This is a genomic window from Sphingomonas yabuuchiae, from assembly GCF_014199595.1.
In the GTDB taxonomy this organism is placed as follows: Bacteria; Pseudomonadota; Alphaproteobacteria; order Sphingomonadales; family Sphingomonadaceae; genus Sphingomonas; species Sphingomonas yabuuchiae.
On record NZ_JACHNX010000001.1, the window covers coordinates 367819 to 385180 of the forward strand.

Here is a 17362-nt window from a genome sequence, read left to right on the forward strand (position 1 = left end):
GAGTCGGCCTTTTGCTTTTAGTAAGGGCAGGGTGGTTCGCCGCTCCTGTCGTAACCCAGAGTTTGTTTCGGCCCAGGGTCGCCTTCACGGCGGACGGTCGAGTGCTTGGTCGGATAGCCGATCGCACTTGTCGTTCATCGTGACCGCGAGCCGAAAGCCCGCTCTTTCGCATCGGTAGGGATCATGGACAGCAATATCCGCATTCGTCTGAAGGCGTTCGACCATCGCGTGCTCGATCAGGCCACTGGCGACATCGCCGACACCGCGCGCCGCACCGGCGCCCTCATCCGCGGTCCGATCCCGCTTCCGACGCGCATCGAGAAGTTCACGGTCAACCGTGGTCCGCACATCGACAAGAAGTCGCGCGAGCAGTTCGAGGTCCGCACCTACAAGCGGATGCTGGACATCGTGCAGCCGACCCCGCAGACCGTTGATGCGCTGATGAAGCTCGACCTCGCCGCAGGTGTTGATGTCGAGATCAAGCTGGCGTAAGAGGGCCAGCGTTCCCGTGGTCGACGATTCCGTCCCACGGGATTTTGGCGTTTCCCGGTTCTGAAGCTACTAGGAAACGCGCCGAGGTCGCTCCCGCGATCCGGCACTCTTTAGGGATACCGCCCGGTGGTTTCGCGCAAGCGAGATGGTGCCGGGGCAGCGTCCCCCGTCTGACCGGCTTGCCGGTCGCCAGCCCGGGACGGGGGCTCGTTTCGCTTTAATCGGGCTGGATATGCCCCCCTTGAATGGTTCTTGGGGGCCTCTGTCGAGGAAGGAGCAGGATCATGCGTACCGGCGTGATCGCGAAGAAGCTGGGGATGACCCGCCTGTTCCAGGACGATGGTCGGCACGTGCCGGTCACCGTCCTGGCGCTTGAAGGCGTACAGGTCGTCGCTCGCCGCGAGATGGATCGTGACGGCTACACCGCCGTCCAGCTTGGTGCAGGTGTCGCCAAGACCAAGAATGTTGCCAAGCCGCAGCGTGGCCACTTCGGCAAGGCCGAAGTCGAGCCCAAGCAGGTGCTGGTCGAGTTCCGCGTGAACGAAGACGGCCTGCTGGACGTCGGCGCGGAAATCTCCGCCGACCATTTCGTCCCCGGCCAGTATGTCGATATCCAGGGTCGTACCCAGGGTAAGGGCTTTGCCGGTGCGATGAAGCGCTGGAACTTCGGTGGTCTGCGTGCGACCCACGGCGTCTCGGTCTCGCACCGTTCGCATGGTTCGACCGGTAACCGTCAGGATCCGGGCCGCGTCTTCAAGAACAAGAAGATGGCCGGCCACATGGGCGACAAGAATCGCACGCAGCAGAACCTGGAAATCGTGTCGACCGACGTCGAGCGCGGCCTGATCTTCGTCAAGGGCTCGGTGCCCGGCTCGAAGGGTGGCTGGCTGATCGTCAAGGACGCGGTCAAGGTTTCGCGCCACGCGGACGCCCCGTTCCCCGCCAGCATCAAGGCGGCCGCCAACAACAATGCTTCTGCCGAGCCTGCTCCGGAAGCCACCGAGAGCCAGGAGGGCTAAGTCGTGAAGGTCAAGGTTCAATCCTTCGCCGGCACCGACGCCGCGGACATCGAGCTCAACGACGAGGTCTTCGGCCTCGATCCGCGCGCCGACATCCTGCACCGCGTTGTGACCTGGCAGCTGGAAAAGCGTCGCGCCACCGCGCGCGGCACCCGTGAGCGCGCCGATGTCGCGCGTTCGGGCAAGAAGCTCGGTCGCCAGAAGGGCGGCGGTGTCGCTCGTCACGGCGATCGTCGGGCCCCCGTCTTCATCGGCGGTGGTAAGGCGCACGGCGCCCGCGTCCGCGACTTCAACCCGGGTCTGAACAAGAAGGTTCGCGCTCTGGGTCTGAAGATGGCGCTGTCGAGCCATGCCAAGGCGGGTTCGCTGATCGTGATGAACGATCTGGCGGTCGCTGGTAACAAGACGAAGACGCTGCAGGGCGATCTGGCGAAGCTCGGCTTCGGCAAGACCGCGCTGGTCATCGATGGCGACGCCGTCGAGACGTCGTTCGCACTGGCCGCAGGCAACCTGAAGGAAATCAACGTCCTTCCGGCCGCTGGCGCCAATGTCTACGACATTCTGAAGCATGACACCCTGGTGCTGACGCGCTCGGCTGTCGAAAAGCTGGAGGCCCGTTTCCATGGCTAAGCAGCAGAAGGCGGTCGATCCGCGTCATTACGACGTGATCGTTGCGCCGCACATCACCGAGAAGGCGACGCTCCTGAGCGAGCACAACGCCGTGGTGTTCAAGGTCGCCCCCGGTGCTACCAAGCCCGAGATCAAGGCGGCGGTGGAAGCGCTGTTCGACGTCAACGTCACCGGCGTGAACACCATCGTCCAGAAGGGCAAGACCAAGAAGTGGAAGGGCGCTCCGTACCAGCGCTCGGACATGAAGAAGGCGATCGTCACCCTCAAGGACGGTCAGTCCATTGACGTGACGACGGGGATCTGAGCCGATGGCACTCAAGCATTATAACCCGACGAGCCCGGCCCGCCGCGGCCTGATCCTCGTCGACCGCTCGGCGCTCTGGAAGGGCGCGCCCGTCAAGGCGCTCACCGAAGGCAAGCGCAAGACCGGCGGCCGCAACAACAAGGGCCATGTGACCAGCCGCGGCATCGCGGGCGGCCACAAGCAGCGCTATCGCTTCATCGACTTCAAGCGTCGCCAGTGGGACGTCGAGGGCACCGTGGAGCGGATCGAATATGATCCCAACCGCACCGCCTTCATCGCGCTCATCAACTATGGCACCGACGAAGCCGGCAAGGTCGACCAGTCCTACATCATCGCGCCCCAGCGTCTCGCTGTCGGCGACAAGGTGATCGCGGGCAAGAAGACCGACGTGAAGCCTGGCAACGCCATGGAACTGGGCCAGATGCCGGTCGGCACGATCGTCCACAACGTCGAGATGAAGCCCGGCAAGGGCGGTCAGATCGCACGTTCGGCCGGCACCTATGTGCAGGTCGTGGGCCGCGACAAGGGCATGGTCATCGTCCGTCTGAACTCGGGCGAGCAGCGCTACATCCATGCGAACTGCATGGCGACCGTCGGCGCGGTGTCGAACCCCGACAACGGCAACACCAACCTGGCGAAGGCTGGTCGCAACCGTTGGAAGGGCCATCGCCCGCTGACCCGCGGTGTTGCGAAGAACCCGGTCGACCACCCGCACGGCGGTGGTGAAGGCCGGACCTCGGGCGGCCGTCATCCGGTCACCCCGTGGGGCAAGCCGACGAAGGGTGCGCGCACTCGTCACAACAAGGCGACGGACAAGATGATCATCCGTAGCCGTCACGCCAAGAAGAAGGGCTAACACGTAATGGCTCGTTCCGTTTGGAAGGGTCCTTTCGTGGACCTCCATCTCCTGAAGAAGGCCGAAGTGGCTCAGGATGCTGGCAACCGCGCAGGTCCGATCAAGACCTGGTCGCGTCGCTCGACCATCCTGCCGTCGTTCGTCGGTCTGACCTTCAACGTCTACAACGGTCGCAAGTTCGTTCCCGTCTCGGTGAACGAGGACATGGTCGGCATGAAGCTCGGTGAATTCGCGCCCACGCGCTACTTCCCCGGCCACGCTGCCGACAAGAAGGGTAAGCGCTGATGTCGAAGCCCGCATCCCCCCGCAAGGTCGGTGACAAGGAAGCGCTGTCGGTCGGCACGCAGATCCGTGGTTCGGCGCAGAAGCTGAACCTGGTTGCGGCGCTGATCCGCGGCAAGAAGGTCGGCGACGCGATGAACATCCTCGCCTTCTCGACGAAGGCGATGGCCGTCGACGCGCGCAAGATCCTGGCCTCCGCGATCGCCAATGCCGAGAACAACCACAACCTCGACGTCGACTCGCTCGTCGTCGCCGAGGCGTCGGTCGGCAAGTCGATCACCATGAAGCGTTTCGCGACGCGCGGCCGTGGCAAGTCCACCCGCATCCTGAAGCCGTTTTCGCGGCTCCGCATCGTCGTCCGCGAGCAGGAAGAAGCATAATGGGTCAGAAGAGCAATCCGATCGGCCTGCGTCTCCAGATCAACCGTACCTGGGACAGCCGCTGGTTCGCCGAAGGCCATGACTATGGCCGCCTGCTGCTGGAGGATCTGAAGATCCGCCAGTTCATCATGAAGACGCTGCCCCAGGCCGCGATCTCGAAGGTCGTCATCGAGCGTCCGGCCAAGCTGTGCCGCATCTCGATCTTCGCGGCGCGTCCGGGCGTGATCATCGGCAAGAAGGGCGCCGACATCGAAAAGCTTCGCAAGAAGCTGGGTTCGATGACCTCGTCCGACGTGTCGCTGAACATCGTCGAGATCCGCAAGCCCGAGATCGACGCCAAGCTCGTCGCCCAGGGCGTGGCCGACCAGCTGGAGCGCCGTATCGCGTTCCGCCGCGCCATGAAGCGTGCGGTGCAGTCCGCGCTCCGTCTGGGCGCCGAAGGCATCCGTATCACCTGCGGCGGCCGTCTGGGCGGCGCGGAAATCGCGCGTACCGAATGGTATCGTGAAGGCCGCGTTCCGCTGCACACGCTGCGTGCGAACGTCGACTATGCCGAAGCGCAGGCGCACACCGCTTATGGCGTGTGCGGCGTGAAGGTGTGGATCTTCAAGGGCGAGATCCTGGGCCATGACCCCATGGCGCAGGACCGGCTGATGATGGAGGCTCAGACCTCCGGCGTGCGCCCGGCGCGCGACGATCATCGCCGCTAAGGATCAAAGAACATGCTGCAACCAAAGCGCACCAAGTTCCGCAAGGCCTTCAAGGGCCGCATCCACGGCGATGCCAAGGGCGGCACCAGCCTGAACTTCGGTTCCTATGGCCTGAAGGCCATGGAGCCGGAGCGTATCACGGCTCGCCAGATCGAGGCGGCTCGCCGCGCGATCACCCGTCACATCAAGCGCCAGGGTCGTCTCTGGATCCGCATCTTCCCGGACGTCCCCGTCTCGTCGAAGCCTGCCGAAGTCCGCATGGGCTCGGGTAAGGGTTCGCCGGAATTCTGGGCCGCCCGCGTGAAGCCGGGTCGCATCCTGTTCGAACTCGACGGTGTCGACGGCCCGCTGGCCGCCGAGGCATTCGAGCGCGCGGCGATGAAGCTGCCCATCAAGACCAAGGTCGTTGCCCGTCTGGGCGACACCTCGCACCTCGGAGGCGAGTAATGGCCAAGACTGAATATACCGGCCAGAGCGACGACCAGCTCGTCGAGGCGCTGGGCAACCTGAAGCGTGAGCAGTTCAACCTGCGCTTCCAGGCGGCCACGAGCCAGCTCGAAAAGCCCAGCCGGGTCAAGGAAGTCCGTCGCGACATCGCGCGGATCAAGACCATCCAGGCGCAGCGCACCGCTGCGGCTGCCAAGTAAGGACCGAGACACATGCCGAAGCGCGTGCTGACCGGGGTGATTGTCTCGGACAAGACCGACAAGACGGTCGTCGTCAATGTGGAGCGGAAGGTTAAGCACCCCCTCTACGGCAAGATCATCCGTCGGTCGAAGAAGTACCACGCCCATGACGAGGCGAACGAGTACAAGGCCGGTGAGACGGTGCGGATCGAAGAGACCGCCCCGATCTCGAAGCTGAAGACCTGGAAGGTCGTCGAGCGGGTCGATACCCATATGACGCCGGAACGGGCCTCGGCCGAGGGCTGAACCCTTTGACTTCGGACCCCGTCTCTCCGGATCGGAGGGGCGGGGTTCGGATTTGAGGGCGCCCTTCGGGGCAAAGAGCGGATTGGTCGAAAGCGGCGGGGCGACTCGCTTGCCTTTCGAGCCAGGAGTGGCTATGGGGCCTCTCCCCCTGGCGCGGACACCCGCGCCGGGGGTCGTTTTTTAAGGCGGGGTTGGGTCGGTATCCTCCCCCAGAAGAGAGAAGGAAGCGGATCCATGATCCAGATGCAGTCCAATCTCGACGTCGCTGACAACAGCGGCGCGAAGCGGGTGCAGTGCATCAAGGTGCTGGGCGGCTCGAAGCGCCGTACGGCATCGGTCGGCGACATCATCGTCGTCAGCGTCAAGGAAGCGCAGCCGCGTGGCCGCGTGAAGAAGGGCGACGTTCACCGCGCGGTGATCGTGCGTACCGCCAAGGATATCCGTCGCGCCGACGGTTCGGTGATCCGTTTCGACGGTAACGCCGCCGTGCTGGTCAACAAGAACGAGGAGCCGATCGGCACCCGTATCTTTGGCCCGGTCGTGCGTGAGCTTCGCGGTAAGAAGCACATGAAGATCATCTCGCTGGCGCCGGAGGTTTTGTAATGGCCGCTGCACGCATCAAGAAGGGTGACAAGGTCATCGTCCTGTCCGGCAAGGACAAGGGCAAGACCGGCACCGTGTCGCTGGCGATGCCGAAGGACGGCAAGGTCGTCGTGGACGGCGTCAACATCGCCACCCGTCACCGCAAGCCGACCCAGGCGAACCCGCAGGGTGGCCTGGAGCGCACCGCTGCTCCGCTGCACATCTCGAAGGTTGCGCACGTGACCGCCGATGGCAAGCCGACCCGCGTCCGTTTCGAGACGCAGGATGGCAAGAAGGTCCGCGTGGCCGTCAAGACCGGGGAGAAGATCGATGGCTGATTACAAGCCCCGCATGAAGGCTATCTATGATGATAGCATCGTCAAGGCGATGACCGACAAGTTCGGTTACAAGAACGTCAACGAGATCCCCCGGATCGAAAAGATCGTGCTCAACATGGGCGTGGGCGAAGCGACGCAGGACAAGAAGCGCGTCGACCAGGCCGCCTCCGAGATGGAGCTGATCGCGGGTCAGAAGCCCGTCATCACCAAGGCGAAGAAGTCGATCGCGCAGTTCAAGCTGCGTGAAGGCATGCCGATCGGTGTGAAGGTCACGCTGCGTCGCGAGCGCATGTACGAGTTCCTGGACCGCTTCATCACGATCGCGCTGCCGCGCGTTCGCGACTTCCGCGGCCTGAACCCGAAGTCCTTCGACGGTCGCGGCAACTATGCCTGCGGCATCAAGGAACAGATCATCTTCCCCGAAATCAACTATGACCGCATCGACAAGGTGCGCGGCATGGATGTGATCGTGACCACCTCGGCGAAGACCGACGACGAAGCGCGCGAGCTGCTCCGTCTGTTCGGCTTCCCGTTCCCCAAGGAAGACGCTGCCGACGAGAAGAAGGCGGCGTAACCGGACTGCCCCCTCTCCACGCCGGGGAGGGGGTCCTTACAGAAAGAGCTTAAGTCCATGGCGAAACTGAGTTCAATCAATAAGAACGAGAAGCGTCGCGCTCTCGTCAAGAAGTATGCGGGCAAGTACGCGAAGCTGAAGGCGATCGCGAACGACCAGAGCCTCGATGAGACCGAGCGTCTGATCGCGCGCCTCAAGATGGCCGAGATCCCCCGCAACGGCAATCCGACCCGTATCCGCAACCGTTGCGAGATCACCGGTCGTCCGCGTGCGTATTACCGCAAGTTCCGTCTCGCTCGCGTCATGCTGCGTGAACTGGCCAACAAGGGCCAGATCCCCGGCGTCACCAAGTCGAGCTGGTAAGGACCATTTGAGATGGCAGTGACCGATCCCCTGGGTGACTTGCTCACCCGCATCCGCAACGGCCAGCGCGCGCGCAAGGACTCCGTCCTGACGCCTGCGTCGAAGCTGCGCGTCCGCGTGCTCGACGTGCTTCAGCGCGAGGGCTATATCCGTGGCTACAGCGAAGAGCAGATGGGCCCCGCGGCCGGCATCCGCATCGAGCTGAAGTATTTCGAAGGCCAGCCCGCGATCAAGCATGTCGCGCGCGTGTCGAAGCCCGGCCGCCGTATCTATTCGGGCGCGCAGGACCTTCCCCGCGTTCGCAACGGCCTGGGCATCACCATCGTGTCGACGCCGCGTGGCGTTCTGTCGGACGCCGAAGCGCGTGAGCAGAACGTCGGTGGTGAAGTCCTGGCGGAGGTGTTCTGATGAGCCGCATCGGTAAGAAGGCGGTCCCGGTTCCGGCCGGCGTCACCGCGACCATCGCCGACAAGGTGCTGAGCGTGAAGGGTCCCAAGGGCACCCTCTCCATGCCGCTCGCCGACGAGATCACCTATGACGTCCAGGCGGACGCCATCGCGGTGCAGCCTGCCAACGCCACGAAGCGCGCCCGCGCGTTCTGGGGCATGCAGCGCACCATGGTGCAGAACCTCGTCACCGGCGTGACCGCAGGCTTCTCGAAGAAGCTGGTCATCACCGGCGTCGGCTACCGCGCCGCCGCGCAGGGCAAGACCCTGAAGCTGCAGCTCGGCTACAGCCACGACGTCAACATCGACGTGCCGGAAGGCCTCGAGGTGAAGACGCCGGATGCCACCACCGTCGAAATCAGCGGTGCGGACAAGCAGAAGGTCGGCCAGCTGGCCGCCGAGATCCGCCGCTGGCGCAAGCCCGAGCCGTATAAGGGCAAGGGCATCAAGTACGACGGCGAGTTCATCTTCCGCAAGGAAGGGAAGAAGAAGTAATGACCAAGGGTCTCTCTCTTTTCGAGAAGCGCCGTCGGCGCAACCGTACCGCGCTGCGTGCGCGTGCGGGCACCCGTCCGCGCCTGTCGGTGCATCGCTCGGGCAAGCACATCTATGCCCAGGTGATCGACGACGAGGCAGGTCGTACCGTGGCTTCGGCCTCGACGCTGGAGAAGGACGCACGCGGCCAGTCGGGCGCGAACGTCGCAGCGGCGAGCGAAGTCGGCAAGCGCGTGGCCGAGAAGGCCAAGGCCGCCGGCGTCACCCAGGTCGTTTTCGACCGTGGCGGCTTCCTGTTCCACGGTCGCGTCAAGGCGCTGGCCGAGGCGGCACGCGAAGCGGGATTGGAGTTCTAATATGGCTGACGAGAACAACGTGGCCGTTGCCGGTGCCGAAGGTGCCGCGCAGGACGCGACCCAGGGTCGTGGTCCCCGGGGCGGCCGTGGCCGTGGTCCGGGCGGTGGTGATCGCGGCCGCGGCGGCCGTGACGGCAACCGTGGTCGTCGCGACGACCGTCGCGGTGGCACCGAGGAGCAGGGCGAAGAGCTGATCGAAAAGCTCGTCCACATCAACCGCGTCTCGAAGACCGTGAAGGGCGGTAAGCGTTTCGGCTTCGCCGCGCTCGTCGTGGTCGGCGACGGCAAGGGACGTGCGGGCTTCGGTCATGGCAAGGCGCGCGAAGTGCCGGAAGCCATCTCGAAGGCGACGGCTGCCGCCAAGAAGGCGATGGTCCGCGTTCCGCTGAAGGACGGTCGCACGCTGCATCATGATGGCAACGGCCATTTCGGTGCGGGCCGCGTGACGGTGCGTTCGGCCCCGCAGGGTACCGGCATCATCGCCGGTGGTCCGATGCGCGCCATCTTCGAATCGCTCGGCGTTGCCGACGTGGTGACGAAGTCGGTCGGTACGTCGAACCCGTACAACATGATCCGTGCCACCTTCGAAGCGCTGGGCGACCAGACTTCGCCGAAGGCGGTGGCGCAGCGTCGTGGCAAGAAGATCGCCGACCTGCTGGGTCGCGGTCACGGTGCCACCCAGCAGACTGCCGAGGCGGAAGCCGCGGCCGTCGTGGAGTAAGCGACCATGGCTACCATCAAGATCAAGCAGACCGGTTCGCCGATCCGCCGCACCAAGGACCAGCGCGCGACTCTCGTCGGCCTGGGCCTGAACAAGATGCACAAGGTCTCCGAGCTTCAGGACAGCCCTGAAGTCCGCGGCATGATCCGCAAGGTGCAGCACATGGTTCAGGTGGTGGACTGAGGCTTGTCGTAAGACAGACTCACATCCGTCACATTGAACAGTGACAAACACGGGGAAGGGGGCTATGCGGCCCCCTTCCTTTTATCTAGCGGCCGCGATTCTCAACCATCACGGCCATGCGCGAAACAAGCGAAAGCGAGTGCAAATCATGAAGCTGAACGAACTTTTCGACAACCAGGGTGCCCGCAAGTCCAAGATCCGCGTCGGTCGCGGTATCGGTTCGGGCAAGGGCAAGACCGGTGGTCGCGGCGTCAAGGGTCAGAAGAGCCGTGAGGGCGTGTCCATCGCGGGCTTCGAGGGCGGTCAGATGCCGCTCCACATGCGTCTGCCGAAGCGTGGCTTCAACAACATCTTCGCCAAGGACTATGCCGAGGTGAACCTGGGCGCGATCCAGAAGGCGATCGACTCGGGCAAGCTGAAGACCGACGGCACGATCGACCATGCCGCGCTGAAGGCCGCCGGCCTGGCGCGTGGCGGCAAGGACGGCGTGCGTCTGCTCGGCAAGGGCGAGCTGACGACCAAGCTGTCGTTCGTCGTGCAGGGCGTGTCGGCTTCGGCGCGTGAAGCGGTCGAGAAGGCCGGTGGTTCGGTCGACGTGCCGCACGTCGTGCCCGCCGCCGAGAAGGCCGCCGCGAAGAAGGGCCAGGCCCGCGCCGCGAAGCTCGCCGCCAAGGCCTGAACCGGATAGGATCCGCCGCTGTCGAACGGCTTTGCGCCGGGGTGACAGCGGCGGATTTTGCATCCGGGTTAGACAAGCGCGTCTTCGCGCCTATATGAGCGGCGGGGCGGTTCAAAACGCATCCCGCCGTTTTTCGTTTCCAGGATAACGCAACAGCTATGGCATCCGCAGCCGACCAGATGGCGCAAAGCATCAGCCTGGCGAAATTCGCCAAGGCCACCGACCTCAAGAAGCGGCTGTGGTTCACCATCGGCGCGCTGATCGTCTTCCGCCTGCTCAGCTATGTTCCGCTGCCGGGCGTCGACCCGACCGCGCTGGGCCTGCTGAGCCAGAAGACCACGGGCGGCGTGCTCGACTTCTTCAACACCTTCTCGGGCGGTTCGCTCAGCCGCATGTCGCTGATCGCGCTCGGCGTGATGCCGTACATCACGGCGTCGATCGTCGTGCAGCTCGCGACCTCGCTGAGCCCGCAGCTCGCCGCCATCAAGAAGGAAGGCGAGAGCGGCCGTAAGAAGCTGAACCAATATACCCGCTACGGCACCGTGCTGCTGACCGCGATCCAGGGCTATTTCATCGCCGTAGGTCTCGAGACGCTGGGCGCCAGCCAGGGCATCCAGGCGGTGATCGAGCCGGGCATGACCTTCCGCATCGCGGCGGTCATCTCGCTGATCGGCGGTACGATGTTCCTGATGTGGCTGGGTGAGCAGATCACCAGCCGCGGCATCGGCAACGGCGTGTCGCTGATCATCATGGCGGGTATCGTCGCGCATCTGCCGACCACGCTGGTCAACCTGCTCGAAGGCGGCCGTACCGGCAGCATCGATCCGGTCCGCCTGATCGGCATCATCGTCGCGGTCGTCGTCCTGATCCTGTTCATCTGCTTCATGGAGCGTGCGCAGCGCCGCATCCTGATCCAGTATCCGAAGCGCGCGACGCAGCGGGGCATGCAGGCCGATCGCAGCCACCTGCCGCTGAAGATCAACACGGCGGGGGTGATCCCTCCGATCTTCGCCTCGTCGCTGCTGCTGATGCCGCTGACCATCTCGCAGTTTGCGGGCCAGCGCGTCGCGGGCGAGAGCCGCTGGGGCGACTTCATCATCAGCCTGAACCAGTATCTGCAGCACGGCAGCCCCGTGTACATGCTGCTCTACGGCGCGGGCATCATCTTCTTCTCGTTCTTCTACACCGCGGTTGTCTTCAACCCGGAGGAGACGGCGGACAATCTGAAGCGCTATGGCGGGTTCATCCCCGGCATCCGTCCGGGCAAGAACACCGAGACCTATCTCGACTATGTGCTGACCCGCATCACGGTGCTGGGCGCGGCCTATCTGACGATCATCTGTCTGCTGCCGGAATATCTGGTCTCCGCGCTCCAGATTCCCTTCTATCTGGGAGGCACCAGCCTGCTGATCGTCGTCAACGTGACGATGGACACGGTGACCCAGATCCAGAGCCACTTGCTGGCGCATCAATATGGCGATCTGATCAAGAAGGCGAAGCTGAAGGGCGGTCGCCTGCGCTGAGGCGCGGGCGGATTTCAGGGTAAAGAGGGGAGAGAGACGTGGGCGTGAACATCATCCTGCTGGGACCGCCGGGCGCGGGCAAGGGAACCCAGGCGCAGCGGCTGGTGGCCAATCGCGGCATGGTGCAGCTGTCGACCGGCGACATGCTGCGCGCGGCGGTCAAGGCGGGCACCCCCGTCGGCCTCCAGGCCAAGGCGGTGATGGACGCGGGCGAGCTGGTGTCGGACGCGATCGTCTCGGCGCTGATCGGCGAGCGGCTCGACGCGGCCGAGGCGGAAGGCGGCGCGATCTTCGACGGCTATCCCCGGACCGAGGCGCAGGCCGAGGCATTGGACGTGCTGCTGGCCGAGCGCGGCAAGTCGCTGGATCATGTCATCGAACTGGCGGTCGACGAGGATGCGCTGGTCGAGCGTATTACCGGCCGTTTCACCTGCGCCTCGTGCGGGGCGGGCTATCACGACAGCTTCAAGCCGACTCAGGTTGAGGGCGTCTGCGACGTCTGCGGTTCGACCGAGTTCAAGCGCCGCCCCGACGACAATGCCGAGACGGTGCGCACGCGCATGGCGGAATATCGCGCCAAGACCGCGCCGATCCTGCCGCTCTATGAGGCGCGCGGCATCGTGACGCGGGTCGACGGCATGGCGGCGATGGATGCGGTCGGGGCGGAGATCGACGCGATCCTCGATCGCTGATCCGAACCAAAGTGTTTGAAGGGGGGGCGTTTCCGAAAGGGAGCGCCTCTTTTTCGTTTCGTGTGGACGTGGAGCCGTACGCAAAGCCCCTCTCCCGGCAGGGGGAGGGGTTGGGGAGGGGCGAGGGCCCCACGCGGAGTGCTCGGTGAGACCCCGATGCCCTCCCCCATCCCCTCCCGCCTGCGGGAGGGGAGCGTTCCAAGGACAGCGTGGGCCCCAGGCTTTTGACGAATGTCGCAGCGTGGCCTTCGACTTCGCTCAGGCTGAACGGATGGGGGAAGTGGTTCAATCGGCCGTGATAATGCCCTAGACCCGGCCCATGACCGCGCTGATCGCCGACTATTACCGCCACCTCACGGTCGACCTGCGCCGTTCCGAGCATACGGTGCGGGCCTATGTCGCCACGGCGGAACGGCTCTGCGGTTTCCTGTCGGCCCATTGGGGCGAGGCCGTCGATGGGCCTGCGCTGTCTCGGGTGACCGCCGCCGACCTGCGCGCCTTTCTGGCCGCGCGCCGGGGTGAGGGGCTGACCGCCGCCTCCACCGCGCGCGAATTGTCGGCGGTGCGAACCTTCCTCCACTGGACCGGCGTCGAGCCGCCCCCGCTGAAAGGCCCCCGCCGCAAGCGAAGCCTGCCGCGCCCCCAGTCCCCCGCCGACATCATGGCCCTGGGCGAGGACATGGCGGAGAATGCAGCAGAGCCATGGATCGCGGCACGCGACTGGGCGGTCCTGCTGCTGCTGTACGGCGCAGGGCTGCGCATCAGCGAGGCGATGGCGCTGACCGCCGATATCCTCCCCCTGGGCGAGACGATCCGCGTGCTGGGCAAGCGCGGCAAGACCCGGATCGTGCCGCTGCTCCCCGAATTGCGCAGCGCGATCGAGGACTATGCCCGCCAGTCGCCCTACCCGTTGATTCCGGGTGAGCCGCTGTTCCGGGGGGCCAAGGGCGGGCCGCTATCGCCCTCGATCATCCGCCGATCGGTGCAGGGTGCGCGTGAGCGATTGGGCCTGGGCGGGCGGACGACGCCCCATGCGCTGCGCCACAGCTTTGCCACGCATCTTTTGGGGCGCGGTGCGGATTTGCGGCAGCTTCAGGAATTGCTCGGCCATGCCAGTCTCAGCTCGACGCAAATCTATACCGCGGTCGACGCCGCGCACCTGCTCGACATCTACCGCACCGCCCATCCGCGAGCCTAGCGTTCCACGGGTGGCTTCCAGGTGAAGACGCGCCAGAGATAACCGCCGACCATCAGCACGGTCATTGCAATGGCCGCGGGGCCGACATAGCGGTTGATCGCCTCGAAATTGGCACCCAGCCACAGGCCCGCATAGGCGAGGATCGCGTTCCAGATCGTGCTGCCCGCAAAGGTCCAGATCAGGAACTTGGCCAGCGGCATCCGCGTGATCCCGGCGGGCAGCGAAATCATCGTGCGGAAGGCGGGCATGAAGCGGAACACGAACACCACCCATCCGCCATGCCGCACGAAGAACAGGTGCAACCGCTCGACGTCGCGCCACTCCATCGTCAGCCAGCGGCCATATTTGTCGACAAAGGGGCGGAACCGCTCATAGCCGATATAGCGGCCGACCGCGTACCAGGCGTAATTGCCGATCGTGGTCCCGGCCGTACCCCACAGGATCAGCGGGATCATCGCCATGTCGCCGCGCGCGACCGCCATGCCACCCAGGCCCATAATGACCTCGGACGGGATGGGCGGCACGATATTTTCCAGCGCCATCAGCAGGAAAATACCGAAATAGCCGCCCCAGGCGATGAGGTTGAGGATGAAATCGGTCATGGGTGAAGGGATGTACCGATGAAGGGGAGGGCGGTTCCCCCTAAAGCTGCCCGGAGGGGAGGGAAAGAGGCCGGGCCGCCCGCTGGCGACACTTGACGACGGGGGCGGCTTGCGCGAACCCGACGCGATGGCCGACACCCCGCAAAAATCACCTGAAACGTCGCCGGAGAAGTCGGAGACGAAGGACACGTTGCGCTTCTTCCTGAAGCTGGCGCTGTTCGTCTTCATCCTGCGCAGCCTGATCGTCACGTCCTTCGTGATCCCGTCGGAATCGATGCTGCCGCGTCTGCTGATCGGCGACTATCTGTTCGTGACCAAGTGGAATTACGGCTATTCGCGCTGGTCCTTCCCCTTCGGCCTGCCGCTGCTGCCCGGCCGTATCCTGGGGCGCGACCCGGCACGCGGCGATGTGGTGGTGTTCCGCTCGCCCGAGCCGGACGACCATGACGTCATCAAGCGGGTGATCGGCCTGCCCGGCGATACGATCCAGGTACGTGAGGGGCAGGTGTTCCTGAACGGCCGTGCCATCCCGAAGCAGCGGATCGCCGACTTCATCCTGCCGCTGACCCCCAATTTCGATGCGAACAAGTGCGGGCCGTTCCTCGACACCGTCTCCGGCCAGCCGGTGTGCCGCTATCCCCGGTTCCGTGAGACGCTGCCGAACGGCAAGAGCTATGACGTGCTCGACCAGGGCAATTTCCCCGAGGCCGATGATACCGGCGTCTATACCGTGCCCGCCGATCACGTCTTCCTGATGGGCGACAATCGCGACGACTCGGCGGACAGCCGCTTCGCGCCGCCGCGCGGCATGGGCATGATCCCGATGAACCGGCTGGAGGGCCGCGCCGCCGTCACCTTCTTCTCGACCGACGGCTCGGCCGAGTGGATCAAGCCCTGGACCTGGGTGTCGGCCGCGCGCTGGAACCGGATCGGAGAAGGGTTTTGAGCGCCGTCGATGACTGGCTCGCCGGAATCCTGGGGCGCGCGCCGAGCGATGCGACACCCTTCCACCGTGCGCTGACCCATGGCAGCCAGGCCGCCGAAAATTACGAGCGGCTGGAGTTTCTCGGCGACCGGGTGCTGGGCCTGATCATGGCCGAATGGCTTTGGGAGCAGTTCCCTGCCGAGCCCGAGGGTCAGTTGTCTCGCCGCCTCAATTCTCTGGTGACGGGCGCGGTTTGCGCCGATGTCGCGCGTGACCTGGGCGTGCGCGAGCATCTGCGGCTGGGCAAGCAGGCGCGCGACGACGGCGCCTCTGATAGCGACAATGTGCTGGGCGACGTGATGGAGGCACTGATCGGCGCCTGGTATCGCGAGGCAGGGCTGGAAGCGGCGCGCGCCTTCATCCGCAAGGCGTGGGGCGACCGGGTTCATTCGCAGGGCAAAGCCCCGCAGCATCCGAAGTCGGCGCTTCAGGAATGGGCGGCCGCGCATAATCGCAAGGCACCGGAATATGTGGTGGTGGACCGTTCGGGCCCGCATCATGCACCGCGCTTCACGGTGGCGGTGCGGATCGGCCGCACGGCGGAAGTGACGGCGACCGGGGCCAACAAGCAGGAAGCCGAGACGGCGGCCGCGAAGGCAATGCTGGCGAAGTTGAAGGCTTGAGGGATTCCCTTGGGCTTCGACTTCGCTCAGCCTGAACGGCTGTTGTCCATAATCCCCAAACCCCGTTCAGCCTGAGCGAAGTCGAAGGCCACGCCCCGACCTCGCCCAGTCATCGGACTCAACGCCCCTTGGCGGCCGCCGCTTCCTTCTTGGCCTGTACCTTGGCGCGGTGATGGCCGATCGCGCAGCCCGCGGCGGCACCCAGCACCGCATGGCCCTTGCCGACGAAATGCCCGCCGACGCCGCCCACGGCCGCGCCCTTCAGGCAACCCTTGGCCGAGGCGGGGCCCGCGACGGTCAACAGCGCAGCGGCCGACAGGGCGGTGAGAAGGGTCTTCATTACGTCTCTCCTTGCACGCGAAATCGTGGCCGGAAAAATGCGCGCGAAGCCGTGGCCGTTCCGTGATCCGACCATTACATTCCGTCCATGTGGGCTGGACGTTGCGGGAAGGGGGCGGGACCTGTACCGCTGGCGGTCATGACTGAACAACGTTGCGGCCTCGTGGCCGTCGTCGGCGCGCCCAATGCCGGCAAATCCACCCTCGTCAATGCCCTGGTCGGCCAGAAGGTCGCGATCGTCAGCCCCAAGGCGCAGACGACTCGGGCCAAGCTGCTCGGCGTCGCGATCGAGGGGGAGGCGCAGATCCTGCTGGTCGACACCCCCGGCATCTTCGAGCCCAAGCGCCGCCTGGACCGCGCGATGGTCGCCGCCGCCTGGGAAGGCGCGGAGGGCGCCGACATCCTGGCGCTGGTCGTCGACGGCAAGGGCGGCATCGGCCCCAAGATCCACGCCATTGCCGAGTCGATCGCCCACCGGCCCGAGCCGAAGCATCTGATCCTCAACAAGGTCGACATCGCCGACAAGGCGCGCCTGCTGACCCATGCGGAAAAGCTGAACGAGGTCGTGAAGTTCGACGAGACCTGGTTCATCTCGGCGCAGACGGGGGATGGCTTGCCCCAGCTCAAGACCCGACTGGCCTCGCTGATGCCCGAGGGGCCATGGCATTACCCCGAAGACCAGGTGTCCGACGCCACCGAGCGGGCCTTGGCGGCCGAGGTGACGCGCGAGCAACTCTATCTCCAGCTTCACGCCGAATTGCCCTATGCCAGCGCCGTCGAGACCGAGGCGTATAAGGAGCGCGAGGACGGATCGGTCGAGATTCACCAGCAGATCCTGGTCGAACGCCCGACCCAGCGTGCCATCGTGCTGGGCAAGAACGGCGTGCGGATCAAGGAGATCGGCGCACGGTCGCGCGCGCAGTTGTCCGAGCTGCTGGGGCAGAAGGTGCACCTGTACCTGCATGTGAAGGTCAAGCCGGGCTGGGACGAGGATCGTTCGGTCTACAAGGATATCGGGTTGGATTGGGTGGATTGATTTTTCGGGTGGGGGCTCGGTG

General features: G+C 65.0%; 29 protein-coding genes. 27 read left to right on the plus strand and 2 right to left on the minus strand.

The genetic code is table 11. The features are described from left to right. The first annotated feature begins 183 nt into the window (after positions 1-183). The 24 genes from rpsJ (at position 184) to GGQ89_RS01820 (ending at position 13755) form a co-directional block, all read left to right on the plus strand. On the plus strand, positions 184-492 hold the full coding sequence (gene rpsJ / locus GGQ89_RS01705; protein WP_007406109.1) for a 30S ribosomal protein S10: 309 nt from the start codon (positions 184-186) through the stop codon (positions 490-492). Between the two features lie 284 nt (positions 493-776). Beyond that, entirely contained in the window at positions 777-1511 is a 735-nt protein-coding gene (rplC, locus tag GGQ89_RS01710) for a 50S ribosomal protein L3 (RefSeq protein ID WP_056430750.1), read from the plus strand. A 3-nt stretch (positions 1512-1514) separates the two neighbouring features. Beyond that, positions 1515-2141, plus strand: coding sequence for a 50S ribosomal protein L4 (gene rplD, locus GGQ89_RS01715; protein WP_056430747.1), 627 nt, complete (start codon positions 1515-1517; stop codon positions 2139-2141). Next, positions 2134-2445, plus strand: coding sequence for a 50S ribosomal protein L23 (locus GGQ89_RS01720; RefSeq protein WP_042491181.1), 312 nt, complete (start codon positions 2134-2136; stop codon positions 2443-2445). Before rplD ends, GGQ89_RS01720 begins: the two co-directional genes overlap by 8 nt. A 4-nt stretch (positions 2446-2449) precedes the next feature. Further along, a complete protein-coding gene (gene rplB, locus GGQ89_RS01725) occupies positions 2450-3301 on the plus strand; it encodes a 50S ribosomal protein L2 (protein WP_042491179.1) in 852 nt (283 codons plus the stop codon). A gap of 6 nt (positions 3302-3307) precedes the next feature. Beyond that, a complete protein-coding gene (rpsS, locus tag GGQ89_RS01730) occupies positions 3308-3586 on the plus strand; it encodes a 30S ribosomal protein S19 (protein ID WP_037569384.1) in 279 nt (92 codons plus the stop codon). Beyond that, positions 3586-3963: a 50S ribosomal protein L22 gene (gene rplV / locus GGQ89_RS01735; RefSeq protein ID WP_042491177.1), complete on the plus strand. Its 378-nt coding sequence runs from the start codon at positions 3586-3588 to the stop codon at positions 3961-3963. Before rpsS ends, rplV begins: the two co-directional genes overlap by 1 nt. Further along, positions 3963-4673, plus strand: coding sequence for a 30S ribosomal protein S3 (gene rpsC / locus GGQ89_RS01740; RefSeq protein ID WP_056430744.1), 711 nt, complete (start codon positions 3963-3965; stop codon positions 4671-4673). Before rplV ends, rpsC begins: the two co-directional genes overlap by 1 nt. 12 nt (positions 4674-4685) lie before the next feature. Continuing rightward, entirely contained in the window at positions 4686-5120 is a 435-nt protein-coding gene (rplP, locus tag GGQ89_RS01745; protein WP_007406071.1) for a 50S ribosomal protein L16, read from the plus strand. Then, positions 5120-5320 carry a 50S ribosomal protein L29 gene (rpmC, locus tag GGQ89_RS01750; RefSeq protein WP_007406063.1) on the plus strand — a complete coding sequence of 67 codons (201 nt, stop codon included), beginning with the start codon at positions 5120-5122 and terminating at the stop codon, positions 5318-5320. The genes rplP and rpmC overlap by 1 nt, the downstream gene beginning before the upstream one ends. 12 nt (positions 5321-5332) lie before the next feature. Beyond that, positions 5333-5605, plus strand: a complete 273-nt coding sequence (gene rpsQ, locus GGQ89_RS01755; RefSeq protein ID WP_056430742.1) for a 30S ribosomal protein S17 — start codon at positions 5333-5335, stop codon at positions 5603-5605. 234 nt (positions 5606-5839) lie between these two features. Further along, positions 5840-6208 (plus strand): 50S ribosomal protein L14, encoded by a 369-nt coding sequence (gene rplN, locus GGQ89_RS01760; RefSeq protein ID WP_007406105.1) that lies wholly within the window; start codon positions 5840-5842, stop codon positions 6206-6208. Continuing rightward, a complete protein-coding gene (rplX, locus tag GGQ89_RS01765) occupies positions 6208-6525 on the plus strand; it encodes a 50S ribosomal protein L24 (protein WP_007406132.1) in 318 nt (105 codons plus the stop codon). Before rplN ends, rplX begins: the two co-directional genes overlap by 1 nt. Beyond that, a complete protein-coding gene (gene rplE, locus GGQ89_RS01770) occupies positions 6518-7099 on the plus strand; it encodes a 50S ribosomal protein L5 (protein ID WP_042491169.1) in 582 nt (193 codons plus the stop codon). The genes rplX and rplE overlap by 8 nt, the downstream gene beginning before the upstream one ends. A 57-nt stretch (positions 7100-7156) precedes the next feature. After that, positions 7157-7462: a 30S ribosomal protein S14 gene (rpsN, locus tag GGQ89_RS01775; RefSeq protein ID WP_042491166.1), complete on the plus strand. Its 306-nt coding sequence runs from the start codon at positions 7157-7159 to the stop codon at positions 7460-7462. A 12-nt stretch (positions 7463-7474) separates the two neighbouring features. Continuing rightward, positions 7475-7870 (plus strand): 30S ribosomal protein S8, encoded by a 396-nt coding sequence (rpsH, locus tag GGQ89_RS01780; protein WP_042491163.1) that lies wholly within the window; start codon positions 7475-7477, stop codon positions 7868-7870. Then, positions 7870-8403, plus strand: a complete 534-nt coding sequence (gene rplF, locus GGQ89_RS01785) for a 50S ribosomal protein L6 (protein WP_042491159.1) — start codon at positions 7870-7872, stop codon at positions 8401-8403. Before rpsH ends, rplF begins: the two co-directional genes overlap by 1 nt. Further along, entirely contained in the window at positions 8403-8759 is a 357-nt protein-coding gene (gene rplR / locus GGQ89_RS01790) for a 50S ribosomal protein L18 (RefSeq protein WP_007406066.1), read from the plus strand. The genes rplF and rplR overlap by 1 nt, the downstream gene beginning before the upstream one ends. A 1-nt stretch (position 8760) precedes the next feature. Continuing rightward, positions 8761-9480 (plus strand): 30S ribosomal protein S5, encoded by a 720-nt coding sequence (gene rpsE / locus GGQ89_RS01795; protein ID WP_076714917.1) that lies wholly within the window; start codon positions 8761-8763, stop codon positions 9478-9480. A 6-nt stretch (positions 9481-9486) separates the two neighbouring features. Further along, complete coding sequence (rpmD, locus tag GGQ89_RS01800; RefSeq protein WP_042491154.1) at positions 9487-9663, plus strand: 50S ribosomal protein L30; 177 nt, start codon at positions 9487-9489, stop codon at positions 9661-9663. Between the two features lie 148 nt (positions 9664-9811). Next, complete coding sequence (gene rplO, locus GGQ89_RS01805) at positions 9812-10342, plus strand: 50S ribosomal protein L15 (protein ID WP_058746469.1); 531 nt, start codon at positions 9812-9814, stop codon at positions 10340-10342. 158 nt (positions 10343-10500) lie between these two features. Next, positions 10501-11865, plus strand: a complete 1365-nt coding sequence (gene secY / locus GGQ89_RS01810) for a preprotein translocase subunit SecY (RefSeq protein WP_056430733.1) — start codon at positions 10501-10503, stop codon at positions 11863-11865. Positions 11866-11909: 44 nt separating this feature from the next. Then, complete coding sequence (locus GGQ89_RS01815) at positions 11910-12557, plus strand: adenylate kinase (protein ID WP_058746484.1); 648 nt, start codon at positions 11910-11912, stop codon at positions 12555-12557. A 319-nt stretch (positions 12558-12876) separates the two neighbouring features. Next, a complete protein-coding gene (locus GGQ89_RS01820; protein ID WP_184103616.1) occupies positions 12877-13755 on the plus strand; it encodes a tyrosine recombinase XerC in 879 nt (292 codons plus the stop codon). Here GGQ89_RS01820 and GGQ89_RS01825 read toward each other — a convergent pair. Then, positions 13752-14357, minus strand: coding sequence for a DedA family protein (locus tag GGQ89_RS01825; RefSeq protein ID WP_184103619.1), 606 nt, complete (start codon positions 14355-14357; stop codon positions 13752-13754). The two genes, GGQ89_RS01820 and GGQ89_RS01825, sit on opposite strands and share 4 nt — an antisense overlap. Before the next feature lie 127 nt (positions 14358-14484). Between GGQ89_RS01825 and lepB the strand changes: the two genes are divergently transcribed. Together lepB and rnc are read left to right on the plus strand one after the other, a co-directional pair. Then, positions 14485-15303 carry a signal peptidase I gene (gene lepB / locus GGQ89_RS01830; protein WP_076717900.1) on the plus strand — a complete coding sequence of 273 codons (819 nt, stop codon included), beginning with the start codon at positions 14485-14487 and terminating at the stop codon, positions 15301-15303. After that, complete coding sequence (rnc, locus tag GGQ89_RS01835) at positions 15300-15965, plus strand: ribonuclease III (RefSeq protein ID WP_056430724.1); 666 nt, start codon at positions 15300-15302, stop codon at positions 15963-15965. Before lepB ends, rnc begins: the two co-directional genes overlap by 4 nt. A gap of 118 nt (positions 15966-16083) precedes the next feature. Here the strand turns inward: rnc and GGQ89_RS01840 are convergent, their stop codons facing one another. Next, positions 16084-16305, minus strand: a complete 222-nt coding sequence (locus tag GGQ89_RS01840; protein WP_056430721.1) for a hypothetical protein — start codon at positions 16303-16305, stop codon at positions 16084-16086. A 138-nt stretch (positions 16306-16443) separates the two neighbouring features. Between GGQ89_RS01840 and era the strand changes: the two genes are divergently transcribed. Next, positions 16444-17340, plus strand: coding sequence for a GTPase Era (gene era, locus GGQ89_RS01845; protein WP_056430718.1), 897 nt, complete (start codon positions 16444-16446; stop codon positions 17338-17340). The last annotated feature ends 22 nt before the right edge of the window (positions 17341-17362 follow it).